22 protein-coding genes and 1 other RNA gene are annotated in these 23037 nt (G+C 39.0%); 17 read left to right on the forward strand and 6 right to left on the reverse strand.

The features are described 5' to 3' along the window. Positions 1 to 219: 219 nt before the first annotated feature. Together AC1DSK_RS05220 and AC1DSK_RS05225 are read right to left on the reverse strand one after the other, a co-directional pair. Complete coding sequence (locus tag AC1DSK_RS05220; RefSeq protein WP_477547666.1) at positions 220 to 1095, reverse strand: cation diffusion facilitator family transporter; 876 nt, start codon at positions 1093 to 1095, stop codon at positions 220 to 222. A 46-nt stretch (positions 1096 to 1141) separates the two neighbouring features. After that, positions 1142 to 2494 (reverse strand): hemolysin family protein, encoded by a 1353-nt coding sequence (locus tag AC1DSK_RS05225; RefSeq protein ID WP_477547667.1) that lies wholly within the window; start codon positions 2492 to 2494, stop codon positions 1142 to 1144. A gap of 204 nt (positions 2495 to 2698) precedes the next feature. Here AC1DSK_RS05225 and chrA point away from each other — a divergent pair, with 204 nt between their 5' ends. From chrA to AC1DSK_RS05255, 6 genes are all read left to right on the forward strand, one after another. After that, positions 2699 to 3886, forward strand: coding sequence for a chromate efflux transporter (gene chrA, locus AC1DSK_RS05230; RefSeq protein WP_477547668.1), 1188 nt, complete (start codon positions 2699 to 2701; stop codon positions 3884 to 3886). 15 nt (positions 3887 to 3901) lie between these two features. Next, a complete protein-coding gene (kynU, locus tag AC1DSK_RS05235; protein ID WP_477547669.1) occupies positions 3902 to 5173 on the forward strand; it encodes a kynureninase in 1272 nt (423 codons plus the stop codon). Further along, entirely contained in the window at positions 5174 to 5794 is a 621-nt protein-coding gene (gene kynB / locus AC1DSK_RS05240) for an arylformamidase (protein ID WP_477547670.1), read from the forward strand. 939 nt (positions 5795 to 6733) lie between these two features. Beyond that, the gene (locus AC1DSK_RS05245; protein ID WP_477547671.1) at positions 6734 to 8476 is read left to right on the forward strand and encodes an ABC transporter ATP-binding protein; all 1743 of its coding nucleotides are present in this window, start codon (positions 6734 to 6736) and stop codon (positions 8474 to 8476) included. Continuing rightward, complete coding sequence (locus AC1DSK_RS05250) at positions 8473 to 10230, forward strand: ABC transporter ATP-binding protein (protein WP_477547672.1); 1758 nt, start codon at positions 8473 to 8475, stop codon at positions 10228 to 10230. Before AC1DSK_RS05245 ends, AC1DSK_RS05250 begins: the two co-directional genes overlap by 4 nt. A 261-nt stretch (positions 10231 to 10491) precedes the next feature. Continuing rightward, positions 10492 to 11745: an MFS transporter gene (locus AC1DSK_RS05255; protein ID WP_477547673.1), complete on the forward strand. Its 1254-nt coding sequence runs from the start codon at positions 10492 to 10494 to the stop codon at positions 11743 to 11745. Between the two features lie 157 nt (positions 11746 to 11902). On the opposite strand, the gene AC1DSK_RS05260 is transcribed toward AC1DSK_RS05255, so the two are convergent. Then, on the reverse strand, positions 11903 to 12109 hold the full coding sequence (locus tag AC1DSK_RS05260) for a YheE family protein (protein WP_477532729.1): 207 nt from the start codon (positions 12107 to 12109) through the stop codon (positions 11903 to 11905). A 69-nt stretch (positions 12110 to 12178) separates the two neighbouring features. Between AC1DSK_RS05260 and AC1DSK_RS05265 the strand changes: the two genes are divergently transcribed. The 3 genes from AC1DSK_RS05265 to AC1DSK_RS05275 all read left to right on the forward strand — a co-directional run bounded on the left by AC1DSK_RS05265 (position 12179) and on the right by AC1DSK_RS05275 (position 14153). Further along, the gene (locus AC1DSK_RS05265) at positions 12179 to 12568 is read left to right on the forward strand and encodes a ferritin family protein (protein WP_477547674.1); all 390 of its coding nucleotides are present in this window, start codon (positions 12179 to 12181) and stop codon (positions 12566 to 12568) included. A gap of 78 nt (positions 12569 to 12646) precedes the next feature. Then, entirely contained in the window at positions 12647 to 13795 is a 1149-nt protein-coding gene (locus AC1DSK_RS05270) for a DUF445 domain-containing protein (protein ID WP_477547675.1), read from the forward strand. A 10-nt stretch (positions 13796 to 13805) separates the two neighbouring features. Next, a complete protein-coding gene (locus AC1DSK_RS05275; protein WP_477547676.1) occupies positions 13806 to 14153 on the forward strand; it encodes a YlbF/YmcA family competence regulator in 348 nt (115 codons plus the stop codon). Between the two features lie 434 nt (positions 14154 to 14587). On the opposite strand, the gene cspC is transcribed toward AC1DSK_RS05275, so the two are convergent. Further along, the gene (gene cspC, locus AC1DSK_RS05280; RefSeq protein WP_016429181.1) at positions 14588 to 14788 is read right to left on the reverse strand and encodes a cold shock protein CspC; all 201 of its coding nucleotides are present in this window, start codon (positions 14786 to 14788) and stop codon (positions 14588 to 14590) included. Between the two features lie 629 nt (positions 14789 to 15417). On the opposite strand from cspC, the gene ssrS reads away from it, so the two are divergent. Then, a non-coding RNA gene (ssrS, locus tag AC1DSK_RS05285) (6S RNA) lies at positions 15418 to 15612 on the forward strand. A 361-nt stretch (positions 15613 to 15973) separates the two neighbouring features. Beyond that, positions 15974 to 16513, forward strand: coding sequence for a MepB family protein (locus AC1DSK_RS05290; RefSeq protein ID WP_477547677.1), 540 nt, complete (start codon positions 15974 to 15976; stop codon positions 16511 to 16513). Positions 16514 to 16909: 396 nt separating this feature from the next. Here the strand turns inward: AC1DSK_RS05290 and AC1DSK_RS05295 are convergent, their stop codons facing one another. Next, on the reverse strand, positions 16910 to 17572 hold the full coding sequence (locus tag AC1DSK_RS05295) for a CPBP family intramembrane glutamic endopeptidase (protein WP_477547678.1): 663 nt from the start codon (positions 17570 to 17572) through the stop codon (positions 16910 to 16912). A 230-nt stretch (positions 17573 to 17802) separates the two neighbouring features. Between AC1DSK_RS05295 and AC1DSK_RS05300 the strand changes: the two genes are divergently transcribed. After that, entirely contained in the window at positions 17803 to 18585 is a 783-nt protein-coding gene (locus AC1DSK_RS05300; protein ID WP_477547679.1) for an enoyl-CoA hydratase, read from the forward strand. A 41-nt stretch (positions 18586 to 18626) separates the two neighbouring features. Here the strand turns inward: AC1DSK_RS05300 and AC1DSK_RS05305 are convergent, their stop codons facing one another. Then, positions 18627 to 18812, reverse strand: coding sequence for a YhzD family protein (locus AC1DSK_RS05305; RefSeq protein WP_477547680.1), 186 nt, complete (start codon positions 18810 to 18812; stop codon positions 18627 to 18629). Positions 18813 to 18958: 146 nt separating this feature from the next. On the opposite strand from AC1DSK_RS05305, the gene AC1DSK_RS05310 reads away from it, so the two are divergent. The 5 genes from AC1DSK_RS05310 (at position 18959) to AC1DSK_RS05330 (ending at position 23028) form a co-directional block, all read left to right on the forward strand. Next, positions 18959 to 19168 (forward strand): helix-turn-helix transcriptional regulator, encoded by a 210-nt coding sequence (locus AC1DSK_RS05310; RefSeq protein WP_342543064.1) that lies wholly within the window; start codon positions 18959 to 18961, stop codon positions 19166 to 19168. After that, a complete protein-coding gene (locus AC1DSK_RS05315) occupies positions 19161 to 19472 on the forward strand; it encodes a DUF2178 domain-containing protein (protein ID WP_477547681.1) in 312 nt (103 codons plus the stop codon). The genes AC1DSK_RS05310 and AC1DSK_RS05315 overlap by 8 nt, the downstream gene beginning before the upstream one ends. An 11-nt stretch (positions 19473 to 19483) precedes the next feature. Further along, positions 19484 to 20383, forward strand: coding sequence for an ABC transporter ATP-binding protein (locus AC1DSK_RS05320; protein ID WP_477547682.1), 900 nt, complete (start codon positions 19484 to 19486; stop codon positions 20381 to 20383). Further along, a complete protein-coding gene (locus AC1DSK_RS05325) occupies positions 20376 to 21644 on the forward strand; it encodes an ABC transporter permease (RefSeq protein WP_477547683.1) in 1269 nt (422 codons plus the stop codon). Before AC1DSK_RS05320 ends, AC1DSK_RS05325 begins: the two co-directional genes overlap by 8 nt. A 163-nt stretch (positions 21645 to 21807) precedes the next feature. Continuing rightward, positions 21808 to 23028: a metallophosphoesterase family protein gene (locus tag AC1DSK_RS05330; protein ID WP_477547684.1), complete on the forward strand. Its 1221-nt coding sequence runs from the start codon at positions 21808 to 21810 to the stop codon at positions 23026 to 23028. Positions 23029 to 23037: the final 9 nt, after the last annotated feature.

Here is a 23037-nt window from a genome sequence, read left to right on the forward strand (position 1 = left end):
CAACAAAACATTGTGATTTTGCACTGTCTTCGGATGGTGCATTTTAGATTTTAGAAGAAAAGCACCGCTAAATGCGGTGCTAATTAATTATTAAGTGATATGCGATATCGGAGATTATTTAGTTTTTTTCTCCTCTCAAGAAAACTCGATAGGATTTTTTCAGCGTTTCTTATCGTTAATAAATCAAACTTCTTCGTTTAACCCCAATCCTTCAATTCTTTAATCGATTGTCTCGTGGGGTTCAATATGAACCAGAACCATGCAAAATGGTTTTACTAAATGTATTTTTTTCTCAATCTCTTCCGTTATTCGATGACCCTCCACAACATTTAATGATGGATCAACTGTAACGGTTAAATCGACAAACATTAGATTCCCATGCATGCGTCCTTTGAAGTCTTCTAAATAGATGACACCCTGTACTTTTCGAACGAGAACTGAAAGAGTTTCAACCTCATCTTCGTTAAAACCGTCAGTCAAGGTATGTACGGCCTCATTGAATATATCGAATGCCGTTTTCATGATCAGTAATCCGACTAAAATGGCTGTAATTGAATCCAAGATAGGGAGTCCAAATATAGCAGCTAATATCCCGATGGATGCCCCGATACTGACGAGGGCATCTGATCGGTTATCATATGCTGCGGCTCGAACCGCGGAGCTATTAATTCGATTAGCCAGCCTTAAATTGTATCGATAAACCACATACATCACAATGGCACTGCCAGCAGCAACAAATGCTGTTAAGATGGAAGGTGTTTCGTGAATCGGGTGAAGCATGTTCTTTCCTGCATTTATTAATACTTGCAAACCGACAGCAGCCATAATAAAAGAGGCGACAAGCGATGCAACTGTTTCGGCACGGAGATGTCCATAATGATGATTATGATCCGGAGGTTTTTGTGATATTCGAAGTCCAATCAATACAGCAATTGAAGCTGCGATGTCCGTCGAGTTATTGAGACCATCTGCTTTTAATGCTTCGGAAGTACCGATATATCCGATGGTCAATTTTATAGTGCTTAGAACTAAATAGGTACCGATACTTATCCAAGCACCTTTTTCCCCTTCGCGTAATTGTGTATATAGCTCCAATTTGTTTCCCCCCTGCAAAACTTTAAGACATAAGAAAACGACTCTCTTAGTGAGAGTCGTTTCTTTCTAATCGTTCTTCAATCATATTTTCTAATTCTTCTTTAGTTAACTTAATGACTTCAAGATACAGTATGTGATGGCCTTCCATATCTTTAATCGTGAATTCGTATCCTTGTTCAATTATTTTTTCACCTTTAATGGCTTCAAAATGTTTAGTCAGGAACCATCCACCGATTGTATCGATATCTTCTTCATCAATATCAATGCCCAAAATATCATTAACGTTTTCTATTAAAATTTTGGCATCTAGGATATAGTGATGATCTCCTAATTTTTGAACATCCGGCAATTCATCATTATCAAACTCGTCTCGAATATCACCGACAATTTCTTCAAGAATGTCTTCGATTGTTACGAGACCCGATGTTCCGCCATATTCATCCATCAATATTGCCATATGAATACGTTCACGTTGAATTTTCAATAACAACTCACCAATTGGAATGGTTTCAATGACACGAATGATTGGTTGCATATAATCAATGACCGGTCGATTAATATTTTCCGAATCCTTAATATAAGCAGTCAATAAATTCTTCATGTTCACCAAACCGATTACATGATCTTTGTCGCCATCTGTTACTGGATATCGCGTATACTGTTCGACGTTTACCTGGTCAAACACTTGGCGAAGGGTCGTATCTTTATCAATGGTGCTCATCTCGGTACGGGGAGCCATAATTTCTTTGGCAATCCGATCGTCAAATTCAAAAATCTTGTTTACAAACTTATATTCCGATTGGTTGATTTCACCACTTTTCAAGCTATCCGATAGAATTATACGAAGTTCTTCTTCTGTATGTGCCAGCTCTGATTCAGATGCAGGCTTTAATCCAAATAAGCCTGTAAGTGTACGAGCTGAACCATTTAGGAATTTAATAATTGGATACATGATGCGATAGAACCAAATCAATGGTTTTGCCGTAAACAAGGCAACTTGCTCCGCTTTTTGAATGGCTAACGTTTTCGGTGCCAATTCACCGACCACTACGTGCAAAAATGTAACGAATGAGAACGCAATTCCGTAAGATAGGATATTTGACGTGTTATCACTTAGCTCGAAACGTTCAAATAGCGGATGCAATAAAAGCTCGACAGTAGGTTCTCCAAGTAAACCTAAACCTAACGCGGTCATTGTAATACCCAACTGACACGCAGATAAATATTCATCCAAATTTGAAATGACACGTTTAGAGTGAACTGCACGTTTATTTCCTTCCGCAATCAATTGATCAATGCGGGTTGATCTCACTTTTACAATAGCAAACTCACTTGCCACGAAGAATGCCGTAAAGGCGATTAAGACAGCAAATGCTGTCAATCGTATGGCTATGTCCAAAGAATTCCTTTGTTCCAGACCCGAATGAGGGGGAGAACAAAGTGTACACCTCCTGTTTTCTAAAAAATAGTTAATACCTATAATAATAAAATACTCAGGTTTAAAAAACAAATATTACTTTCCACAGTCAATTTTCCTTTCAACGGTTTCCTTATTTTTGTATCCTAAAAGAAGAGACTTATTTGACGGGGGAGTGATTAAATAATGGGAAAAGCTAAGAGAGGTCGTTATCTTGAAATCTTGTCCGCTTCAACCAAGCTAGGGTTAACTTCCTTTGGAGGTCCAGCAGCACATATCGGTTATTTTAGAGATGAATACGTGCAAAAGAGAAAATGGCTTGACGATAAACTGTATGCTGACTTGGTTGCCTTATGTCAATTCCTGCCCGGTCCCGCGAGTTCACAAGTAGGGATATCCATCGGTATGCTACGTGGAGGATTACTCGGTGGTATTTTGTCATGGATTGGTTTTACACTTCCTTCGGTTTTAATATTGATGGCCTTTGCTTGGATTATTATGCAAACGGGATCATTTGAAAGTGGTTGGATTCAAGGCTTGAAAATCGTCGCGGTTGCAGTTGTCGCACATGCATTGATGGGGATGGGCAAAACGTTAACGCCGGATCGACCGAGATTGACAGTCGCAATGATTGCCGCAGCTGCAACATTATTGATTCCGACGGCTTTGGGTCAGATTCTGATTATCGTACTAGCTGGTTTGTTTGGCGTACTGTATTACAAAAATGAAAAAGCACCAGATGCAGTCGAAATGCCATTGTCATTCGGTAAGAGGACAGGAATTATCGCGTGGATTCTATTCTTTGCTTTACTCATTATATTGCCGATCTTTAGACCATTTGTACAAGCTACCTGGTACGCGATCTTTGATATTTTCTATCGTGTTGGTTCCATCGTGTTCGGCGGAGGTCATGTTGTTTTACCTATGCTGGAAAGGGAAGTAGTACCAGCCGGTTGGATGTCTTCGGAAGCTTTTATAGCGGGTTATGGTGCAGCTCAGGCGGTACCGGGTCCATTGTTTACACTGGCTGGCTATCTTGGTCAAATCATGGGAAGCTTCTCCGGAGCTGCCATTGCCGTGGTTGCAATGTTTTTACCATCCTTCCTACTTGTAATGGGAACGTTGCCTTTTTGGGCGGTTATTCGTACTAAACCAAGAATTCAAGCAGCATTGAAAGGTGTGAACGCGGCTGTAGTAGGCATATTACTGGCAGCATTATATGACCCGGTTTTTACAAGTGCCGTACATGACCCAATTGATTTTGTCATTGTGTTAATTTCATTTACTCTGTTAGTATTTTATAAACTGTCACCTTGGATTGTCGTGATTATCACCGCAATATTAGGTGCATTGAGCTTCACTATATTTGGTTAAAAGGGAGAGATGGCTTTGGATACGACTGTGCAATTTGCAAAAGAAATGGATAAGCATGATAAGATGAGTTCTTTTAAAAAAGAATTCTACTTACCAGAGAATCAATTATATATGGATGGGAACTCGTTGGGGCTTATGTCAAAACGTTCAGAAGCAACTTTGGATAAACTAATTTCCAGCTGGCGTGAAAAAGGGATTGATGGCTGGACAGAAGGTGAGAATCCATGGTTTACATATCCAGAGCAGTTAAGTGAACGTGTTGCCAAAATTGTCGGTGCTCAAGGAAATGAAGTGATGGTGACCGGCTCCATTACCGTAAATATTCACCAAATGCTATCTACTTTGTTCCATCCGACACCTGAAAAGTCTGTCATTGTCGTTGACGAACTTAATTTCCCTTCCGATATTTATGCGGTGGAAAGTCATTTGCGGTTGCGTGGTCTTGACCCTGCTGTGTCGATGCGAAAAGTGAAAAGTACTGACGGCTATACACTAACACTGGATGCAATTGAAGAAATGTTAACAGAGGATGTAGCCATCTTAATGTTACCTTCTGTGTTGTATCGAAGCGGCCAGTTGTTGGATTTGCATCGCATCACTGAAATGGCCCATGCGAAAGGAATTTTGGTAGGCTTTGATTTGGCACATTCCATTGGCTCCGTGCCTCATAACTTACATAACGATGACGTAGATTTTGCAATATGGTGCCATTATAAATACATGAATAATGGTCCTGGGGGAACTGGTGGGCTTTATATTCACGAGCGTCATCATCACGAGTTGCCTGGTCTTGCGGGATGGTTCGGCTCAGATAAGACCAAGCAATTTGATATGTCTCATGAATTCTCCAAAGCAAATGGAGCGGGTGCTTATCAAATCGGGACCCCGAATTTATTCAGCACTGCGCCTTTAAGCGGAAGTGTGGAGCTTTTTGAAGAAGCGGGAATGGACGAAATCCGTTCGAAATCCCTTGCGTTGACAAAATATTTACGTGAGTTGATTCAAGCGGAAGCAGGTTCATTCGGCTTTGTTGATGTCACGCCCTTTGCAGATGAATCAAGAGGTGGACATATTGCCCTTGCCCATCCAGAAGCTGCCCGGATTTGTAGAGCATTGAAAGAAGCAAATGTCGTTCCCGATTTCAGAGCACCAGATATTATTCGATTGGCTCCGATTAGTTTTTATTCGAGTTTTGAAGATGTGTGGGAAATGGTTCAACGCTTAAAAACCATTATGGTAGAAGAAACATACAAAACGTTCTCCAATGAACGAAATGTGGTGGCTTAAATGAAAATACATGACATTTCGATGTTGTTGAACCAGAACGTTGCAGAATGGCCGGGTGATACGCCCTTCCAATTTCATATCAACTGGACAAAAGAACAGAGTGGTTCGGTAAACGTCGGACAAATTACGACGAGTACACATATAGGTACCCATATCGATGCTCCTTTTCACTTTGATGAAAACGGAAAAAAAGTTCACGAACTTCCTTTGGAAAACTATATTGTCGACGCGATTGTGATTGATGTGAGTGGAAGTGAGGTTATATCGAGAGAATTGTTGAAAGGTAAAGTGACTGGGGAAGCAAAAGCGGTTCTTTTCCGAACGAATGCCTGGCAGCAAAGAGATGTATTCCCTGAAGTAATTCCAGCATTTGATGCGGATATTGTGGATTGGATGGTTGAGAACGAATTGTCTTTATTTGGAGTCGACTTACCATCGGTTGATGCGATTACTAGTAAAGATTTACCTATGCATCATGCTTTAGGAACTGCAGGTCGCTATATTCTTGAAGGACTTATACTTGACGATCTCAAGGAAGATACTTATCAATTAATCGCACTTCCTTTGAAAATAGAAGGAGCGGATGGAAGCCCCGTGCGCGCAGTATTAATTGAAAAGTAATACGGAATACGAGGACCTTGGCTGGAACGCCGAGGTCCATTTTTAAATAGAAAGTAGTTGGTACCCGAAAATGCAATTTCTCCACCAATCACATCCCCATTTACATATGCTACTAACAGTGCGGTATTTGGTTTATATTGCATTAGGTCTACTGCTCTTTCCAGTGCCGCCCGACTGCCTTCTGAACCAACGTATCCTACAATCATTTTGTTAAACATAGATGCGAACTCCTTTCTTAGCTGAACATAGGGAATACGTAATTAATGAGAAGCCATAATACCGCGAAAAAGATAATTAGATACGCAGCGTATTTAATGAATGTCGCACCAACTAATCCATTGTCCGTTTTCTCCTCACGTCTAACTTCTATATTTTTTCTTTCTTGCGTCCATGGTAAATCGCTACTTCTTTTTGTGTATGATTTGTTACCGTTTAAATACCCTACCTAAATATGCCTAAACGCAAGTTGTTAACAGAATAATAATTTTTTTCTAAATCTATTGACAATCCAAAAAATGTCATGATAATCTTAATAAGTAAATAACTATGAGAAAAGGAGGTACGTGTCATGATCATCAAAGTTGAAGTTGATACAAACTACATAGTTCGTCCGTACCTACCGATCATTTCTCTTTGAGTTCACATTAATCAAGGAACAGGTATGGACACCTGTTCCTATTTTCATGCGCACACGCATCTGGAAACAGGGCGTGTGCTTTTTTGTGTTTTTTTACTACCAAATTTTGGTTGTTACAGCTCTGCTGTTTCAAATAGAGAAATGCCAAAGACCATGAATGACCTGTCTGAGGTTGAAAGCAAAAAAACTATGTAAAGGAGTGCTGAAGATGAACATTCAGCTACAGAAACAAATTTTAATCAAGGAATCTCTAGAAGGTGGCTAGTGTAAGCTCAACCTGAAAAAGAAAGAAGGAAAATCTTATGTTCTCCGTATTATTTAAACTTAAATGGTTTTTCGCAGAAAACTGGAAACGATACACAATTGCCATTTCATTATTGATGGTCACGAATGTAATCGAAGTTGTTCCACCATGGCTTCTAGGCGAATCTATTGATGCCATTTATCAACAAACATTAACATCACAGTTATTGATGACTTTCTTACTCGCTTTACTTGGTGTAACGGTTCTCAATTACTTAAGTAACTTTGTGTGGCAATACCAACTATTTGGCGGAGCCTATGTTATTGAAAAACAATTACGTAGCCGCTTGATGAAACAATTTTTACGCATGACGCCTTCGTTTTATGAGAAGAACCGTACAGGGGATTTGATGGCGAGAGCGACAAATGATTTAAAGGCAGTCTCCACAACAGCAGGATTCGGTATCTTAACATTGATTGACTCATCCCTTTATATGCTCACGATTTTAGTGACGATGGGAATTCTCGTTAGTTGGAAACTGACATTAGTAGCTCTTCTTCCACTGCCTATCTTGGCGATCATCATGCAAATTCTCGGCAAGCGCATCCACGAGAAATATATGAAGGCACAAGATGCCTTTGGCGATATGAATGATGGCGTACTGGAAGCTGTAGCGGGGGTTCGAGTGATTCGAGCATACGTGCAAGAACGTGCATCAGAAAAACAATTCGCTGATATGACGGAAGATGTGTATGCGAAAAACATGGAAGTTGAAAAAATCGATGCATTGTTCAATCCCATCACGAAAGTATTGACCGGAGTCAGTTACATGATTGGGATAGGGTACGGTGCGTACCTCGTTTCACAACAGCAAATGACACTGGGGGACTTAGTATCATTCAACGTGTATTTAGGGATGATTATTTGGCCAATGTTTGCAATCGGGGAATTGATCAATGTCATGCAGCGAGGGAACGCTTCTCTTGATCGCGTTCAAGAAACGCTCGATTATGAAGAAGATGTCAAAGACGCGTCTCATCCAGTAACAATCAATCAACCTGGACGCATCGGTTTCAACCAAGTGAAATTCCAATATCCACAGTCTTCGTCGGTAAATTTAAGCGACATCAACTTGCAATTGGAGCAAGGTCAAACGCTTGGAATTGTCGGGAAAACGGGAAGCGGAAAAACGACGTTGATTAAGCAGTTACTTCGTGAATATCCAGCTGGAGAAGGAACGATTTCATTAGCCGGCATTCCAATTGAAGATCAAACAAAAGACCAGGTTCGGAATTGGATTGGCTATGTTCCTCAAGACCATGTGTTATTCTCACGGACTGTCAGAGAAAATATACTGTTCGGTCATCCGGAAGGGACGGAAGAGGATATTGAAACTGCAATTCGTTTATCCCATTTCCAAAAAGACCTGCAATTACTACCACAAGGGTTAGAAACGCTTGTTGGTGAAAAAGGGGTCGCTTTATCTGGCGGTCAAAAACAACGTATTTCAATCGCCCGAGCACTCATTAAAAATCCTGAAATCTTATTATTGGATGATTCATTATCTGCTGTCGATGCGAAAACAGAAGCACGGATCATTGAAAATATCCAACAGGAAAGAGAAGGAAAAACAACGATTATTACCACGCATCGTCTTTCAGCCATCCAACATGCAGATTGGATTATTGTATTGGACGACGGTGTAATGATTGAAGAAGGTACACATGAAGATTTGCTGGAGAATGAGGGCTGGTATAAAGAACAGTTCGACCGACAGCAAATTGAGGAGGTGTCATCATGAGTACAGGAAAAAGATTATGGCTGTACGCCCTTCATTATAAAAAATTATTAATCATGGGAATTGCTATGCTGACGGTTGCAGTTGCAGCCGACTTGGCAGGCCCCTTGATTGCCAAAAAAATCATTGACGAACATATTGCAGATACGACTGCAGGTTCAATAGATTTTGAACCGATTGTGATGCTGCTTAGTGTGTTCTTTGCCTTAACGGTCGTGGCAGCAATTTTCCGTTACGGTGAATATTTATTGCTACAAAAAGCTGCGAACCGTGTTATTCAAAAAATGCGAAATGATGTGTATCAACACATCCAAACATTGCCGATCCGCTACTTTGATAACTTGCCTGCCGGTAAAGTAGTTGCTCGTATCACAAACGATACGGAAGCAATACGAGAATTATATGTAACAGTTCTTTCTCAATTTGCTTCAAGCGCTATGTATATTACAGGTATTTATGTGGCGCTGTTCTTCTTGGATTGGAAAATGGCTTCTATCGCATTATTTGTTTTACCTATTTTGTTTGTATGGATGGTCATGTACCGAAAATATGCATCGAAATATAACCATATCGTCCGTGCAAAAGTAAGTGATATGAATGCGATGATTAACGAATCCATTCAAGGTATGACGATTATTCAAGCATTCCGTCGTGAAGAACAAATGCAAGAAGAGTTCGAAGTGATGAATCGCGAACATTACAAATATCAAAATAAACTGTTGTACTTGGATGCGGGAACTTCACATAACCTGGTTGGTGCAATCCGCTCTATTACATTTGTATTATTCATTTGGTATTTCGGCGGAGCATCTTTGAATGCAACTACTGCGATTTCAGTTGGTGTGTTATATGCTTTTGTTGATTACATTACGCGACTGTTTAACCCAGTGACGGGTGTTGTGAATCAGTTAGCTAAATTAGAGCAAGCACTTGTAGCTGCTGAACGAGTTTTCCGTTTGCTGGATCGTTCTGGTGAAGATGTCAGCGACGAAAAAATTGCCCGTTATCGTGGCAATGTTCGATTCGAAGACGTGTGGTTTGCTTATAAAGATGAAGAGTATGTACTGAAAAACATTTCATTTGAAGCTAAGCAAGGGGAGACCGTGGCGTTAGTTGGTCATACCGGATCCGGGAAAAGCTCTATCATGAACTTATTGTTCCGTTTCTATGATGTATCCAAAGGTGCCATAACCATCGATGGAACAAACATTCAAGACTTGTCCCGACAAACGGTGCGAGATCATATGGGAATTGTCTTGCAAGATCCTTACTTATTTACAGGCACCATTGAATCCAACGTCAGTCTTGGAGATGCAAGAATATCCCGTGAAAAAGTGATAGCTTCTCTGGATGCAGTTGGAGGAGAACGTGTTCTGAAGCATTTACCAAATGGAATTGATGAGCCTGTAATTGAAAAAGGAAGCACTCTTTCTTCAGGTCAGCGTCAATTAATTTCATTCGCTCGTGCATTGGCATTTGATCCTGCGATATTAATTTTGGATGAAGCAACTTCCAATATTGATACAGAAACAGAAGAAATTATTCAGCATGCTATGGAAGTGCTGAAAAAAGGACGTACAACTTTCATTATTGCGCATCGACTTTCTACTATTAAAAATGCAGATCGCATTTTAGTTTTGGATAGAGGGGCAATTGTTGAACAAGGAACACACGATGAATTAGTTGCACTCGGTGGCCGCTATGAACAAATGTATCGCTTACAATCTGGAGTGGCTCTTAACCCGCAAGTGGGTTAAGGGGTACTCCCTTTTTTATGCTTATAACAAAGTTAGAACTTTTCGAGGTAATTTCTTTCTTTCATGATGCTGTGTCCAAATCAAGCGCAAGTCTGCACCTAAGCCTCAGTCCCTCAGGTGAAAGCAAGCTTTAGAATCGTTCCTTCCAGCACCGGTGTCAGGCTAGAGTGGTGCCTTACGCATTTCTAATCATTGCAACTTCCAAATGAAAGTCTTATATTTAGAGAGGCGAAACAAATGGGTTAGGGGATATATATAAACATGAATACCTGGTTGTCTGAATGGAAGAAAAAAATTACAGGGTTTAATCAAAATATACGGATGTTCATGCTTGCGAATGTCCTGATTCAAATTGGTATGGGCGTGTTTATGGTCATGTACAATTTATATATAAAAGAACTCGGATTATCCGAAGTCGTAAATGGGAAAGTCATTTCATATATGTCCTTAGCAACAGCACTTGTCCTGATTCCTGCTGGGTTTTTAAGTGATCGTGTCGGAAGGAAATGGGGCATAGCGGTCGGTACATTACTGACGGCGAGTACATTATTTTATAGAAGTATAGTTGTAACTGAAGAACCTATTGTCATTGCAGCGTTCTTTACAGGACTCTTTATGGCTATTGTGCAGGTGTCAGGCGTTCCTTTTCTCGCAGAAAACTCAAAAGCTTCCGAGCGTATGCACTTGTTCAGTATTCACTTTTCGGTTGTCACAGTGGCAAGTGTAATTGGGAGTCTCGGTGGCGGGGTAATGGCTGATGTTCTCGAATTTGGATTTGGAATGACTGCGGTCGACGCCATCCGCTGGTCTCTTCTTGCAGGAGCAGCACTGTTCACATGTGGGATTGTACCTTTATTGAAATTAAAACCTGAAACTGTTTCGGAGGTATCGAAAGTAGAAGCAGTGAAAAATCTTCCCGAACAGGACAGCGGATTTAAAATAAACGTACGCATTATTGTGTTATTTGCCTTTGCTCAATTGTTAATAGGAATTGGCTCGGGTCTAGTCATTCCTTATTTGAATTTGTATTTTGCCAATCGATTTGATGCTTCTTCCGCATTTATCGGATTAGTGCTTTCTCTTGGTTCGGCAATGACAGCTGTTGCGATGTTGATTGGTCCGATGCTGGTCAAAAAAGTTGGGAAAGTAAATGCCCTGGTGCTATTTCAGTTAGGGTCGTTGCCGTTTTTGTTTTTAACGGCTTTTACAACTTCCGTATGGCTTGCATCTGCTGGTTTTTTAATGAGGCAGGCATTAATGAATGCCGGTAATCCGATTCAAAGCGCGATTGCAATGGAAGTCGTCCATGATAAATATAAAGGATTAGCAAACTCCGTTAATCAAATGGTATTCAATATAGGGTGGGCAGTGATGGGTCCTGTTTCTGCTTTATTAGTGACGACATATGGCTCCTATTGGGGTTACGCCTATGCCTTTTCAATTACGGGTGTTTTATACATTCTTTCTTCCAGTTACTTTTATGTTGTATTTGGAAGAAAAAAACAGGTGTTGTAAGGGGTTTTTTTACTTAAATCCGCTATCGTAGAGGCTCTTCTACAGACACTGCCATTCAGGAAGCTGTCAGAATGTTGGTGAAGAGTAGATAAATGAGAAATAGCTGGAGACGCGAGATACAGGCGTTTCCAGCTATTTTTGTGTATGAAATAATCCTTCAATCGTAAACATGAAAGAGCATCAGCTCGTGAATCATTTTTTTCACAATTTCTTCATCTGGAGGTATAGAACCGTTTGTCCAAGAAATGGATCCATCCGGTAAGTATTCACCAGAATAACGACTTTGCTTATAGAAAAATGAAAATGTCCAGCCAGGTAGTTGTTTATTTTCAAACATGGGTTTGAAGCTAAAATGTTGCAGCATGATTGGGCTCCTTTCATAGGTAGAGACACACCTGCATACGCTAGAAAAAAGGCGTAAAGGAGTGGCCTAATGTTTAATGAACAATTAAAACAAGCCATATTAGACGAGTATCGAGATTTTTATTTTTATAAATCCATGTTGAAGCTGACTGATGATCCATACTGGCAATCGTTTATCAGGCATGCGATGGAGGACGAAAAAAGTCATTATGAAATGTTCCAACAACTCCATTATATGCTCACCGGCGAATTTGTACAAAATCCCCCTAAACCAAAACCACCAACTGACTTAAAGCAAGCAGCAAAAGAGTCGCTTGAAAAAGAGCTGGAAGCGACCGATTTTTATAAAGAAATGCTGCTTACCGTTCCCTTACCCGAAGCCTACAATCCCTTTTTCATTGCCATGCATGACGAAATGGAACACGCGATCAGATTTTCTACGATGTACAATGCACTTTAAATGAGAGGTTCACATTTTTATCAATCTGCCTTTGTCTGTTATAATGAAAGGCAGATTGACAGAAAAAGGTGAACCAACTTGGACTTTATATGGACATTACTTTTCATGGCATTTATTGGTGCCTTAATCGGAGGGTATACGAATCACCTTGCGATTAAAATGCTGTTTCGGCCTCATGAAGCGAAATATATCGGCAAATGGCGTGTGCCATTTACGCCTGGACTAATTCCAAGGCGAAGAGATGAGTTGGCGAAACAACTTGGCCGAACGGTTGTAGAGCATTTATTGACACCAGAAACATTTAAACGACGTTTCTTCTCTGATGATATGCGAAGAAAAGCGGAGTTATGGATTCAAGGTCAACTAACGAAACATCTTTTTGAATCAGATATGACCTTACAGCAATGGCTTTCAAAAGCTGGCATCGAAAACGTTCCTGCACTTGTAGAAAATAAAATGGATTCCGTTATCGATGAACAATTCGAATCACTTGAATCCAAATTCTCCTCAAAAACAGTGAAGGAGCTTGCACCCGAACAGTGGCAGAAAGAAGCCGATGAACGCATTCCTGAAATTGTTTCGTATATGATTGCAAAAGGGGAAACCTACTTTGCTTCTGAAGAAGGACGGAAAACGGTTAAACGACTGATAGACGATTTCCTTTCGTCAAAGGGTACTTTTGGCAATATGATTCAAATGTTTATGGGAGAATCTTCTTCTATCGTGGATCGAGTGCAACCGGAAATTCAAAAATTCCTACGCGCACCTGGAACATTTGAACTTCTTACCAATGTTATTCACGGAGAATTGGACAAATTAAAAGATCGTCCCTTGCATGAATTGATTGGTGGGTTTGATTTACAGCCGGTAATAACGGTTGTAAAATCGTATGTCAAACAAGAGGTGGCACTTGAAAAACGTCTGGATGCTACGTTACAATCGTACTGGCCAGAGGGTGCTGATTGGACAGCCAATAACTTGACGCCAAAAATGACTGAATTTATTTTTACCCAAGGCGAAATAAAACTGGAAGAAACGATTCAACGATTAAAGCTTGAAGAGATGGTAGAAGAGCAAGTTGATTCTTTCCCTGTTGAACGTCTTGAAGATCTAGTATTGGGTATCTCTAAAAAAGAATTTAAAATGATTACGGTACTTGGGGCATTACTTGGTGGGCTTATTGGTTTAGTCCAAGGTGGTATCATGTACTTAATCAATACTATGTAGGAGTGATCACATGTCAGTTAATATTTATGATGATATCAATCGATTAGAAACCACATTCAGAAAAACGTCAGAGTATGCTTCTGTACAAAAAGCAGTAGCAGCAGTAAAGGCGGATGAACAAGCATTGGCGTTGTTTAAGAGCTTCCGTGACTTGCAAATGACACTGCAACAAAAACAAATGCAAGGTGAAGAAATCTCGGGTGAAGAACTTGAGTACGCTCAGAAAACGGCACAACTTGCTCAATCGAATCCTAAAATTGAACAGATGCTTCAAGCTGAAATGGCGCTTAGTGGGTTAATTGAGGAAGTTAATCGTGTATTAATGAAGCCTGTACAGACATTATATGAAGGAATTTAAACCGGCGATTGCCGGTTTTTTTTATGGAGAAAGTAATTTAACTGAAAGAGGGTAATAAATGAAATAGAGGAAAACTGAAAGGTCCCAAAAAGCATTGCATGAGTTAGAAGATATGCTATAATCTAAGAATCCTTTAAATTGTGTTACTTTACTTGAATGAAGACCTCTGCTCACAACATGAGCAGAGGTTTTTTTGACATATATGAAAGAATAAATTATTCAATGTTTTTCTAGAGTTAAAGTTTTGTTATGTTCAGCCCTATGTGCCAGCCTGCAATCTAAGCTTCAGTCCCTAATGAGAAAGCGAGGTTTCGATTCGGTGCTTCCAGCGCCGGAATCAGACTAGAGTGGCACTTTGTGCTTTTCTTATTTGCTTTTTATTTTGGACAAATAAAAAACAGACTCTACAATGTAGAGTCTGTTGAAAGGTTAAATTATGCTTTTTGAACGTTTGAAGCTTGAGCTCCACGAGCGCCTTGCTCAACGTCGAAAGTAACTTTTTGACCTTCGTCTAAAGATTTGAAGCCTTCACTTTGGATTGCTGAGAAATGTACGAATACATCGTCCCCATTTTCACGCTCGATAAAACCAAAACCTTTTTCTGCATTAAACCATTTTACTGTACCTTGTTCCATTTTTGTTGCCTCCTAGTGTGAAATTCACACAATGTAATACTATCCCTGCCCAAAGTGATCATTAAGACGATAAGTCTGAAACGTATACAAATCTTTTACACCGACAAAAATAATTCTTCTTTATCATAGCACCATTCTCTCGGATTAGCAACTGATTTGATTAACTGCAAAAAAACATAGTCTAAATGAATAGTTTATTCCATATTCATTTATCAGTAGAAAGCTGATACAGTGCAGTTTCTGAATTGTATAGGCTAATCATTTCTAAATCGTTAATTTCTTATTAAGATGACGACAAAAAGGATTCCTGTAATGATGAAAATAATAACTCCGAAAAAAATGAACCCATAAAGCAAAGAACTCATTCCACTGAATACATCTCCAACAAATGTCTTTGAATACTTCAAAATTTTATCCATTTCCTCGTTCCTTTCATACAACGATGATTTTCATTAGAAAGCAAAATGATTTACTTAAAGTATTTGTTTTCGGATTAATTATTTTTAATTGTACAGGAAAAAAATGTAAAACACTAGAATGCTATCAAAATAGTTAACATAAATAAAAAGATGCTAACCGAGGTCAAAATTCCCATTGAAAGGTCAATGACAATCGTGTTAAGATATCAATACAAGCTGCATTGTTCGTAACGATATTAAGTTTTAACCTTTAAGCTGTTGTAGGGAGTTTTTATAGAAACAGGAATGACATGCCACATTCACTTAGGTCAATGAGGACAGGCAGGATGGTTTCCGCGAACACCCACTTTGAGGAGTGGTGGTCTAAAACTTTCTTATTTTATTTACGGCAAAGGCGGCTTTCTTAAAAAGTCTTTAATAGCAAGGTTATATAAGCACTCTTACCAAAAATGGTGAGGGTGCTTTTTTGTGGTCAATTTCTCTGCGGGTGTTAATTTGGTGCAAACTTGCAACAGTTTGGAGCGTCATTTTTCTTTATATATCAGAGGTTTATTACGATTAATAATCAAAATTTGCATTAGAATAGACTACGTATTTTTCATCTTCTTAAAAACTTGTAAACGAAAAAACACATGCCAATTCCATTGTCAGTTTGTTTGATAAATAAAAACGTTTGTTCTATAATTAGAAATATGTTCCGATCATGAAACCCTGGTTTACAGAAGTCGTATAGGTAGTCATGTTTAGATGGAGGATACTGAGAATAGTGAATAATAAATCTTATAATATTTGGACATCATCGAAGGCAATTCACAATGATCTCCTTATTGCAAAGGAGCTTCTATATAATAAGTGTGGATTTGACTGTACTCTCCCAAAAGCTGAATCTGAAAGTACCGATTATGGCGCTTATACTTTTGAGATTAGCGGGTTATCTATTAAATATCGAGTAGCTAAGATAACTCCAACCAAGATAGGACAGTTTGTTACTTTATGGAAGAGGGACGGTAAAGGACCTATTCAAACATTCCACAAATCGGATAATATAGATTTATTTATTATAAGCACTCGAAAAGACAATTATTTCGGGCAGTTTATTTTTCCAAAATCTGTATTACTGGAAAAAGGAATAATATCAGACTGTAACAATGAAGGTAAACGAGCTATTAGAGTTTATCCACCCTGGGATAATACAACAAGTAGACAAGCACTAAAAACTCAAAAATGGCAATTAGAATATTTCATGGAAATTATTGAAGATCAATCAATTGACTTAACTCGCGCAAAAAAACTGTTCCAGAGATAAAATGATTTTCATTCCAAAGATATAGTCAATAGTACTGAACCGCCTTATCATTGGGCGGTTTCCTTTTATTCAAAAATCAACAACAACGATAATAGGGCCTTTGGTTAAATCAAAATGACCATCGTTTGATTGCCCTGCACTTCTAACCAGGTGCTTTTTATTTGTCCTTTTATCATGTTGGTACAACTAATAAAACGGTGTCAAAGCATCATGAAAAATGCCGTTAAAATAATTTGATACTTGATCACATTTGAGAAGTAGTGGTCTAAAACTTTCTTATTTTATGTACGGCAAAGGCGGCTTTAAACTTATAAATATAGCCCAGTTCCTATTTAGGAACTGGGATTTTTTAATGAAGACTCTGATAACGATAATGTAAATATAAAATCGCAATGCCTATTGCATTAAATAAACAATATAAAAAAGGATAATACCGATATCTGCGAGTGTGTGGCTAATCACTGAAGCGGTGATGGATGAAAAAATCTTTCTAAAATAGCCCCAAAGCAAACCTGCAAGTAGGACTGGTATGGTTGCGATAACACTCAAAGGCATATCAACGAGCGGAATCAGAACCAACAAATGATAGAGGGCATAAAAAAATGAAGTAATGATGACACTTCGCATGGTTCCTAATTTATCAAGATATCGCTTGTACATAAATTCACGCCAGTACCATTCTTCCAAAAATGGATTGATGCAAATCAATATGAAAATATAGAGCCACACAATCGGACCACTAAATTCCCACTGGACGAGTATATCCGAAACATGATCAATTTCAAATAAGTGACCCATTGCTAATAACAATGAGCCGAAGATTGCAATGGCGCACAAAACTCCGCTAATAAGACCGGTCATAATGGATTTCAATGTTTTTTCAGTTTTGATGGATTGATAAAATGAAGATTTAAGTGCTGGGTTCCTAAAATAAGAGACAAAAGGAATTAAAAAAAGCCAGCTATAAAATAAACCGAATGTGATGGGAATCGATTCAAATATATTGATTCCTAAAAAAATCATAATTGTAGGACCGAAAAGGTAGATTACATTTTTCATGTTGCCTCCTGATTGATGGAATGACAAAATCATCTCGACTTTAGTATTGAAATTAAACCCTTGGAATATTCGCTTGCCAATTAAGTATAGCAGCAAATGGAATTTTGACCCATATGTCTTATGGATTTCAACAGACAATAAAGATTCTTAGTAATAATTAAAGGATTTATCCTTAGTTTCTCGAATAATAATATTATGAATGACTATTCACTTGGAGAGAGGTGTCTACTTTGACATATGAAACAGTAAGTGTAGAAAAAAATGGACGCTTGGCGACGTTGACTTTGAACCGTCCTCAAAGCATGAATGCAATGAACGCTTTAATGATGAGAGAAATTGCCGAAGCATTGGAATGGTTGCACGAAGAGAAAGATGTGCAGGTGTTATTAATAAAAGGAGAAGGACGTGCTTTTTCGGCAGGTGGTGATATTAAAGCAATGTTGGATCCGGAAAGTCCAATGGATATTGACTCAGTCATGGGCGATATATCCCGTCTGGCGAAGGCACTTTATACTCTTCCTATGGTTACGATTGCTTCTGTTCATGGAGCAGCAGCAGGATTGGGGCTTAGTTTAGTGCTTGGGTGTGATGTTGTCATTGCAGAGGAAAACAGTAAACTTGCTATGAACTTTATTGGCATTGGCTTGATTCCAGACGGAGCAGGACATTTCTTCTTAAAAGAAAGAGTGGGTATTCCGAAAGCTAAGCAACTGATTTGGTCAGGTAAAGTGTTGAATGGACACGAAGCCTTGTCACTTGGCTTAATTGATGAAGTGACGGCTGAAGGAAAGGCTTATGATTATGCGGAACTTTCGGCAGCAAAATTCTTGTCTGCACCTTTGAAAGCAATGATTGCATCTAAACAAATATTACATACGCAACATGTACATGAGTTGGAGCGTGTTCTGGCACTTGAAAGTTCAACTCAATCAGCAATGCGCCGGACGAAGGATCATTTGGAGGGCATACAAGCCTTTGTGGAAAAACGAAAACCAAGTTTTAAAGGTATATAAAAAAATCTGCTTGTAGCGAGATTCGCTTCAAGCAGATTTTTTTATACGTGAAATAAAATTAATTTCCCGGCATTATTGACCAACCGATGCGTCTGATCGGTAAAGTCTTTTTCATCGATTAAATCTTGTCCTTTTGCTTTTGCTTCCTCATCAGTGGCAAACTCCCAAGTCTCTTCTACGATTAATTTCCCTGTTTTTTCAAACGCTGTGAATTTATAAGATTTCAAAAATATCAAACCCCTTAGAAATGAATATAAGTTCATTATACAAGTTTTTAAAAAGAAAAAATAGTTTGTAAATTACTATTGACATATTTTGGATAAGTGAAGTAAGCTTTACGTAAAGTTAACTTTACGTAAAGGAGGGATGATGGTTGAAGAATTTCGTGAAAGAGAAGCGTATGGAATTAAATATGACGCAAGATGATCTTTCCGAAAAGTTAGATGTATCAAGACAAACCATTATTTCGTTAGAAAAAGGAAGATACAATCCGTCCATCAATTTGGCATTTAAATTGGCACGATTATTTAGTTGCACGATTGAAGACTTATTCGTTTATGAGGAGGAGGAAAAAGGTGTTTGAAAATGTTGATAATTTAGCTGCATTGTCTGGATTCTTTTTCGGTTTTTTGACAGTTACCATCGCACTTTACTTCAATCATAAAATCGGCAAAAAGAAACGAAGATTTGATGAACGTTACCATCAAATGCATACCCGTGCACGGTCGATTGCCTGGAGCATATCAACTTTCTGTATCGTAGGTGCCTGGATGGCCTCAATATTTGTGGAAGGAGCAGGTTTTTCATTTTTTATCTTAACGTTTGTATATGTTGCGCATATGATTGCGTATTTGATTAGTAGTATAGTTGTCGAGAAAAAATTCTAAGGGGTGTTCACATGACATTACAGATAGAACATGTAACGAAGAAATTTGGGGATTTCACTGCAGTCAAAGATTTATCCATGTCTGTTAAACAAGGGAGCATGTTTGGTTTTCTAGGTGCGAATGGCGCTGGCAAAACGACTACTTTCCGCATGATTCTTGGATTATTGGATCCAACAGAAGGGGCCATTACTTGGAATGGCCAACCAATCAGCTATGATAACAGTACACATATCGGGTATTTGCCTGAAGAACGTGGACTCTATCCAAAAATGAAAGTGGAAGATCAGCTGGTTTATTTAGGTCAGCTCCGCGGCATGAAAAAGAATGATGCCAAAATCGCAGCACATCAATGGCTTGAGCGATTTGAAGTGCCTCACTATGCAAATAAAAAAGTGGAAGAACTCTCGAAAGGAAATCAACAAAAAATACAAGTGATTGCCTCTGTAATCCACAAGCCTTCTTTAATCATTTTAGATGAGCCATTCAGTGGGCTGGATCCGGTCAATGTAGAAATTTTGAAAAAAGCGATAATGGACATCCAAAAAGAAGGCGCCACGATTGTCTTTTCCAGTCATCGTATGGACCATGTAGAAGAACTGTGTGAACAGCTTTGCATCATGCATCACGGGGAAGCAATTGTCAGAGGGTCTCTACGTGAAGTGAAAAGAGGATTTGGACGTCAAAACGTTCGATTGAAAGCGGATTTCGATCTTTCCTTTTTAAGTGACATGGAAGGTGTGAATTCATTCAAGCCTTCTATCGAAGGTGGACTATTTCAAATTTCGGAAGAACATACTGCACATGAATTATTGCGAATGGCCTTAACGAAAGGTGATATTCGATATTTTGCAATTGAAGAACCATCCCTTCAGGACATCTTTATTGAAAAGGTGGGAAAAGAACATGCGTAATTTCTGGACAATATTTAAACAATCATTTTGGACGAAAGCTAAAACGAAATCTTTTGTGATTACGACGCTCATTGTGATTGCCGGGATTTTCCTGATGGCCAACATTGCGACCATAATTACCAAAATTCAAGATGCAGGTGTATTTGATGGGGGAGCGGAGAAAGATACAATTTACGTTGTTGAAGAAGATGGGAAATTGCTCAATCAACTTCAGCAGCAATTAATGGCTTTAGAAAGTGATATCACTTTAAAAGCTACCAGCAAATCAGTGGAGGACCTGGAGCAGCAAATCACAGATGAAAAGATTGCTAGTTTCTTAGTGTTGAAGTTAGATGAAACAGATACTATCCAAGCGACTTATATATCTAAAAATGCTACTGATTTTGAGCAACCAATGCAGGTTCGTGAAGCACTTCAAACCGTGCAGACAAATATTAAAGCAACTTCTTTGGAACTGTCACCAGAAGAAGTTGGACAATTATTTTCACCAATTCAATTCGAACAGGATGCGGTAAGTGCCTCATCTAAATCAGAAGAAGAATTGAGTCAGGCGCGCGGATTGGTATATGTATTGATTTTTGTCATTTATTTTGCCGTGTTCTACTATTCAAATATGATTGCAATGGAAGTTGCAACTGAAAAATCTTCAAGGGTTATGGAAATCATTATTTCGAGTGTTTCTCCCGTTAAACACATGTTTGCGAAAATTGCAGGTGTGGGGACGCTAGGCTTGTTGCAGATTGCGATATTCGGAGCGGCTGGTTTTACCGCCTTGAAAACAAGTTCGTCTGATTTGACGTCCGGTGTATTTTCCTTTTTTGGTTTTTCAAATGTCAGCATCAGTACAATGATTTTCGCTGTTATATTCTTCCTTCTCGGCTATTTCCTGTACGCAACTCTTGCAGCGTTGCTTGGCTCGCTCGTGAGTCGAACTGAAGATGTTCAACAGCTATTGTTGCCTATGACTTTTTTAATAATTATTGCGTCATTCATTGCTTTTTCGGGTCTTGGAAATCCAGAGGCATCATATGTTCAGTTTGCATCATACTTCCCATTCTTTACACCGCTGGTTATGTTCCTTCGTGTTGGGATGCTTGATTTGCCTATTTGGGAACCACTATTGGGTATTGGAATACTATTAGTCACTATTTTCATTTTGGGCTGGTTCGGCTCACGGGTATATCGTGGGGGTGTATTGATGTACGGTGCCTCACAATCGTTGAAAGATATTAAGAAAGCATTGGAACTAGGAAGAAAATAAATAGAATTACTAGTAAAAGTGGGGCATAACATGTCCCGCTTTTTTCTTTTGTAAAAGAATTCTTTGTTCACCAGAACTGGAATCTGCCTTTCTGGCAAGTAGCATTTTTTACGTGAGAATGATAATATGAGAACAAATATTCGTTTTTTGAAGGAGGGACATTATGACATCCATTCGCTTTTTTCACGTGGCTGACTTACACCTTGATAGTCCATTTAAAGGTGTTACATCGATGCCAGAACATCAGTTAAAGACTCTCCGAGACAGTACGTTTAAAGCTTTTCAAACACTGATTGAAACGGCTGTTCAAGAAAAACCGGATTTCATATTAATTGTCGGGGACATATATGATGGAGAAGATCGTAGTTTACGTGCACAACATAAGTTTCAGGAAGGGATGGAAGTGCTCAACCGTCATCAAATTCCTGTATTTCTTTGCTATGGAAATCATGATCATCTTGGAGGCAAATGGACACGCTTTCGACTTCCGGAAAATGTCCATGTATTTCGGGATCAAGTAGAAAAAGTGAATGTTCAAATTCGACATCATGATGTATACATAAGTGGTTTCAGTTATCCGGAACGCCATGTGAAAGAGTCAATGACGACAATGTACGAAGAAGCATTCCAGACGGATGCATTTTACATTGGCATGCTCCATGGCAGTTTGTCAGGGGATACGACACACGCCGTTTATGCACCATTTACTAAAGAAGAACTTATAAATAAAAATTATGACTACTGGGCGCTTGGTCATATACACAAGCGACAAGTTCTCCATTCGGATCCCCCCATTGTATATCCAGGAAACATCCAGAGCCGTCACCGGAACGAAAAAGGTCCAAAAGGGTTTTATGATGTCTTCCTTGAAAAAGGCAACGCGCAATTTAATTTTATACCGACTTCGTCAATTATTTACGACCAAATAAATTGTTCGTGTAAGGGAATTGTTCATGCTAACGAATGGTTTGAAACAATCGATTCGGCAATTGAAAATTTCCGCAATGTTCATGGTGCTGGCGTTCTTGAGATTAATCTAACGGATGTTGATACCAATACGTTAACAATGCTAGAAGGTACTCCACTTGAAGAGTGGCTGTCAATGGTACGGGAGACACAAGAGATGAAAGAGCCTCATATTTGGGTACATGCTATTACATTTGATGCTATAGATGCATTTGAAATGGAATCAAGCGGAATGACTGAGCAGGTGATTTCCGTCATGGATACGTGGGATACACAACAATGGAAAGAAATTATTAGTGATGTCTATCAACACCCAAGGTTGAGTCGATATATTGAAAGATTGAATGACAATGACTATGAGACGATTCACTCAGAGGCTAGAACTTTCATCCAAAAAGAACTTGTAGGAAAGGAGTGAAGACCTTCC

The sequence above is a fragment of the Paenisporosarcina sp. P4_B8 genome (assembly GCF_056402175.1).

Excerpts from the sequence above, each read along its gene's own strand:
- AC1DSK_RS05265 (WP_477547674.1), top strand. The coding sequence starts at position 12,179 with ATGTTTAATGAACAATTAAAACAAGCCATATTAGACGAGTATCGAGAT.
- cspC (WP_016429181.1), bottom strand. The coding sequence starts at position 14,788 with ATGGAACAAGGTACAGTAAAATGGTTTAATGCAGAAAAAGGTTTTGGT.
- AC1DSK_RS05260 (WP_477532729.1), bottom strand. The coding sequence starts at position 12,109 with ATGCTGCAACATTTTAGCTTCAAACCCATGTTTGAAAATAAACAACTA.
- AC1DSK_RS05325 (WP_477547683.1), top strand. The coding sequence starts at position 20,376 with ATGCGTAATTTCTGGACAATATTTAAACAATCATTTTGGACGAAAGCT.
- chrA (WP_477547668.1), top strand. The coding sequence starts at position 2,699 with ATGGGAAAAGCTAAGAGAGGTCGTTATCTTGAAATCTTGTCCGCTTCA.
- AC1DSK_RS05275 (WP_477547676.1), top strand. The coding sequence starts at position 13,806 with ATGTCAGTTAATATTTATGATGATATCAATCGATTAGAAACCACATTC.
- AC1DSK_RS05250 (WP_477547672.1), top strand. The coding sequence starts at position 8,473 with ATGAGTACAGGAAAAAGATTATGGCTGTACGCCCTTCATTATAAAAAA.
- AC1DSK_RS05255 (WP_477547673.1), top strand. The coding sequence starts at position 10,492 with ATGAATACCTGGTTGTCTGAATGGAAGAAAAAAATTACAGGGTTTAAT.
- AC1DSK_RS05330 (WP_477547684.1), top strand. The coding sequence starts at position 21,808 with ATGACATCCATTCGCTTTTTTCACGTGGCTGACTTACACCTTGATAGT.
- AC1DSK_RS05295 (WP_477547678.1), bottom strand. The coding sequence starts at position 17,572 with ATGAAAAATGTAATCTACCTTTTCGGTCCTACAATTATGATTTTTTTA.
- AC1DSK_RS05245 (WP_477547671.1), top strand. The coding sequence starts at position 6,734 with ATGTTCTCCGTATTATTTAAACTTAAATGGTTTTTCGCAGAAAACTGG.
- AC1DSK_RS05320 (WP_477547682.1), top strand. The coding sequence starts at position 19,484 with ATGACATTACAGATAGAACATGTAACGAAGAAATTTGGGGATTTCACT.
- kynB (WP_477547670.1), top strand. The coding sequence starts at position 5,174 with ATGAAAATACATGACATTTCGATGTTGTTGAACCAGAACGTTGCAGAA.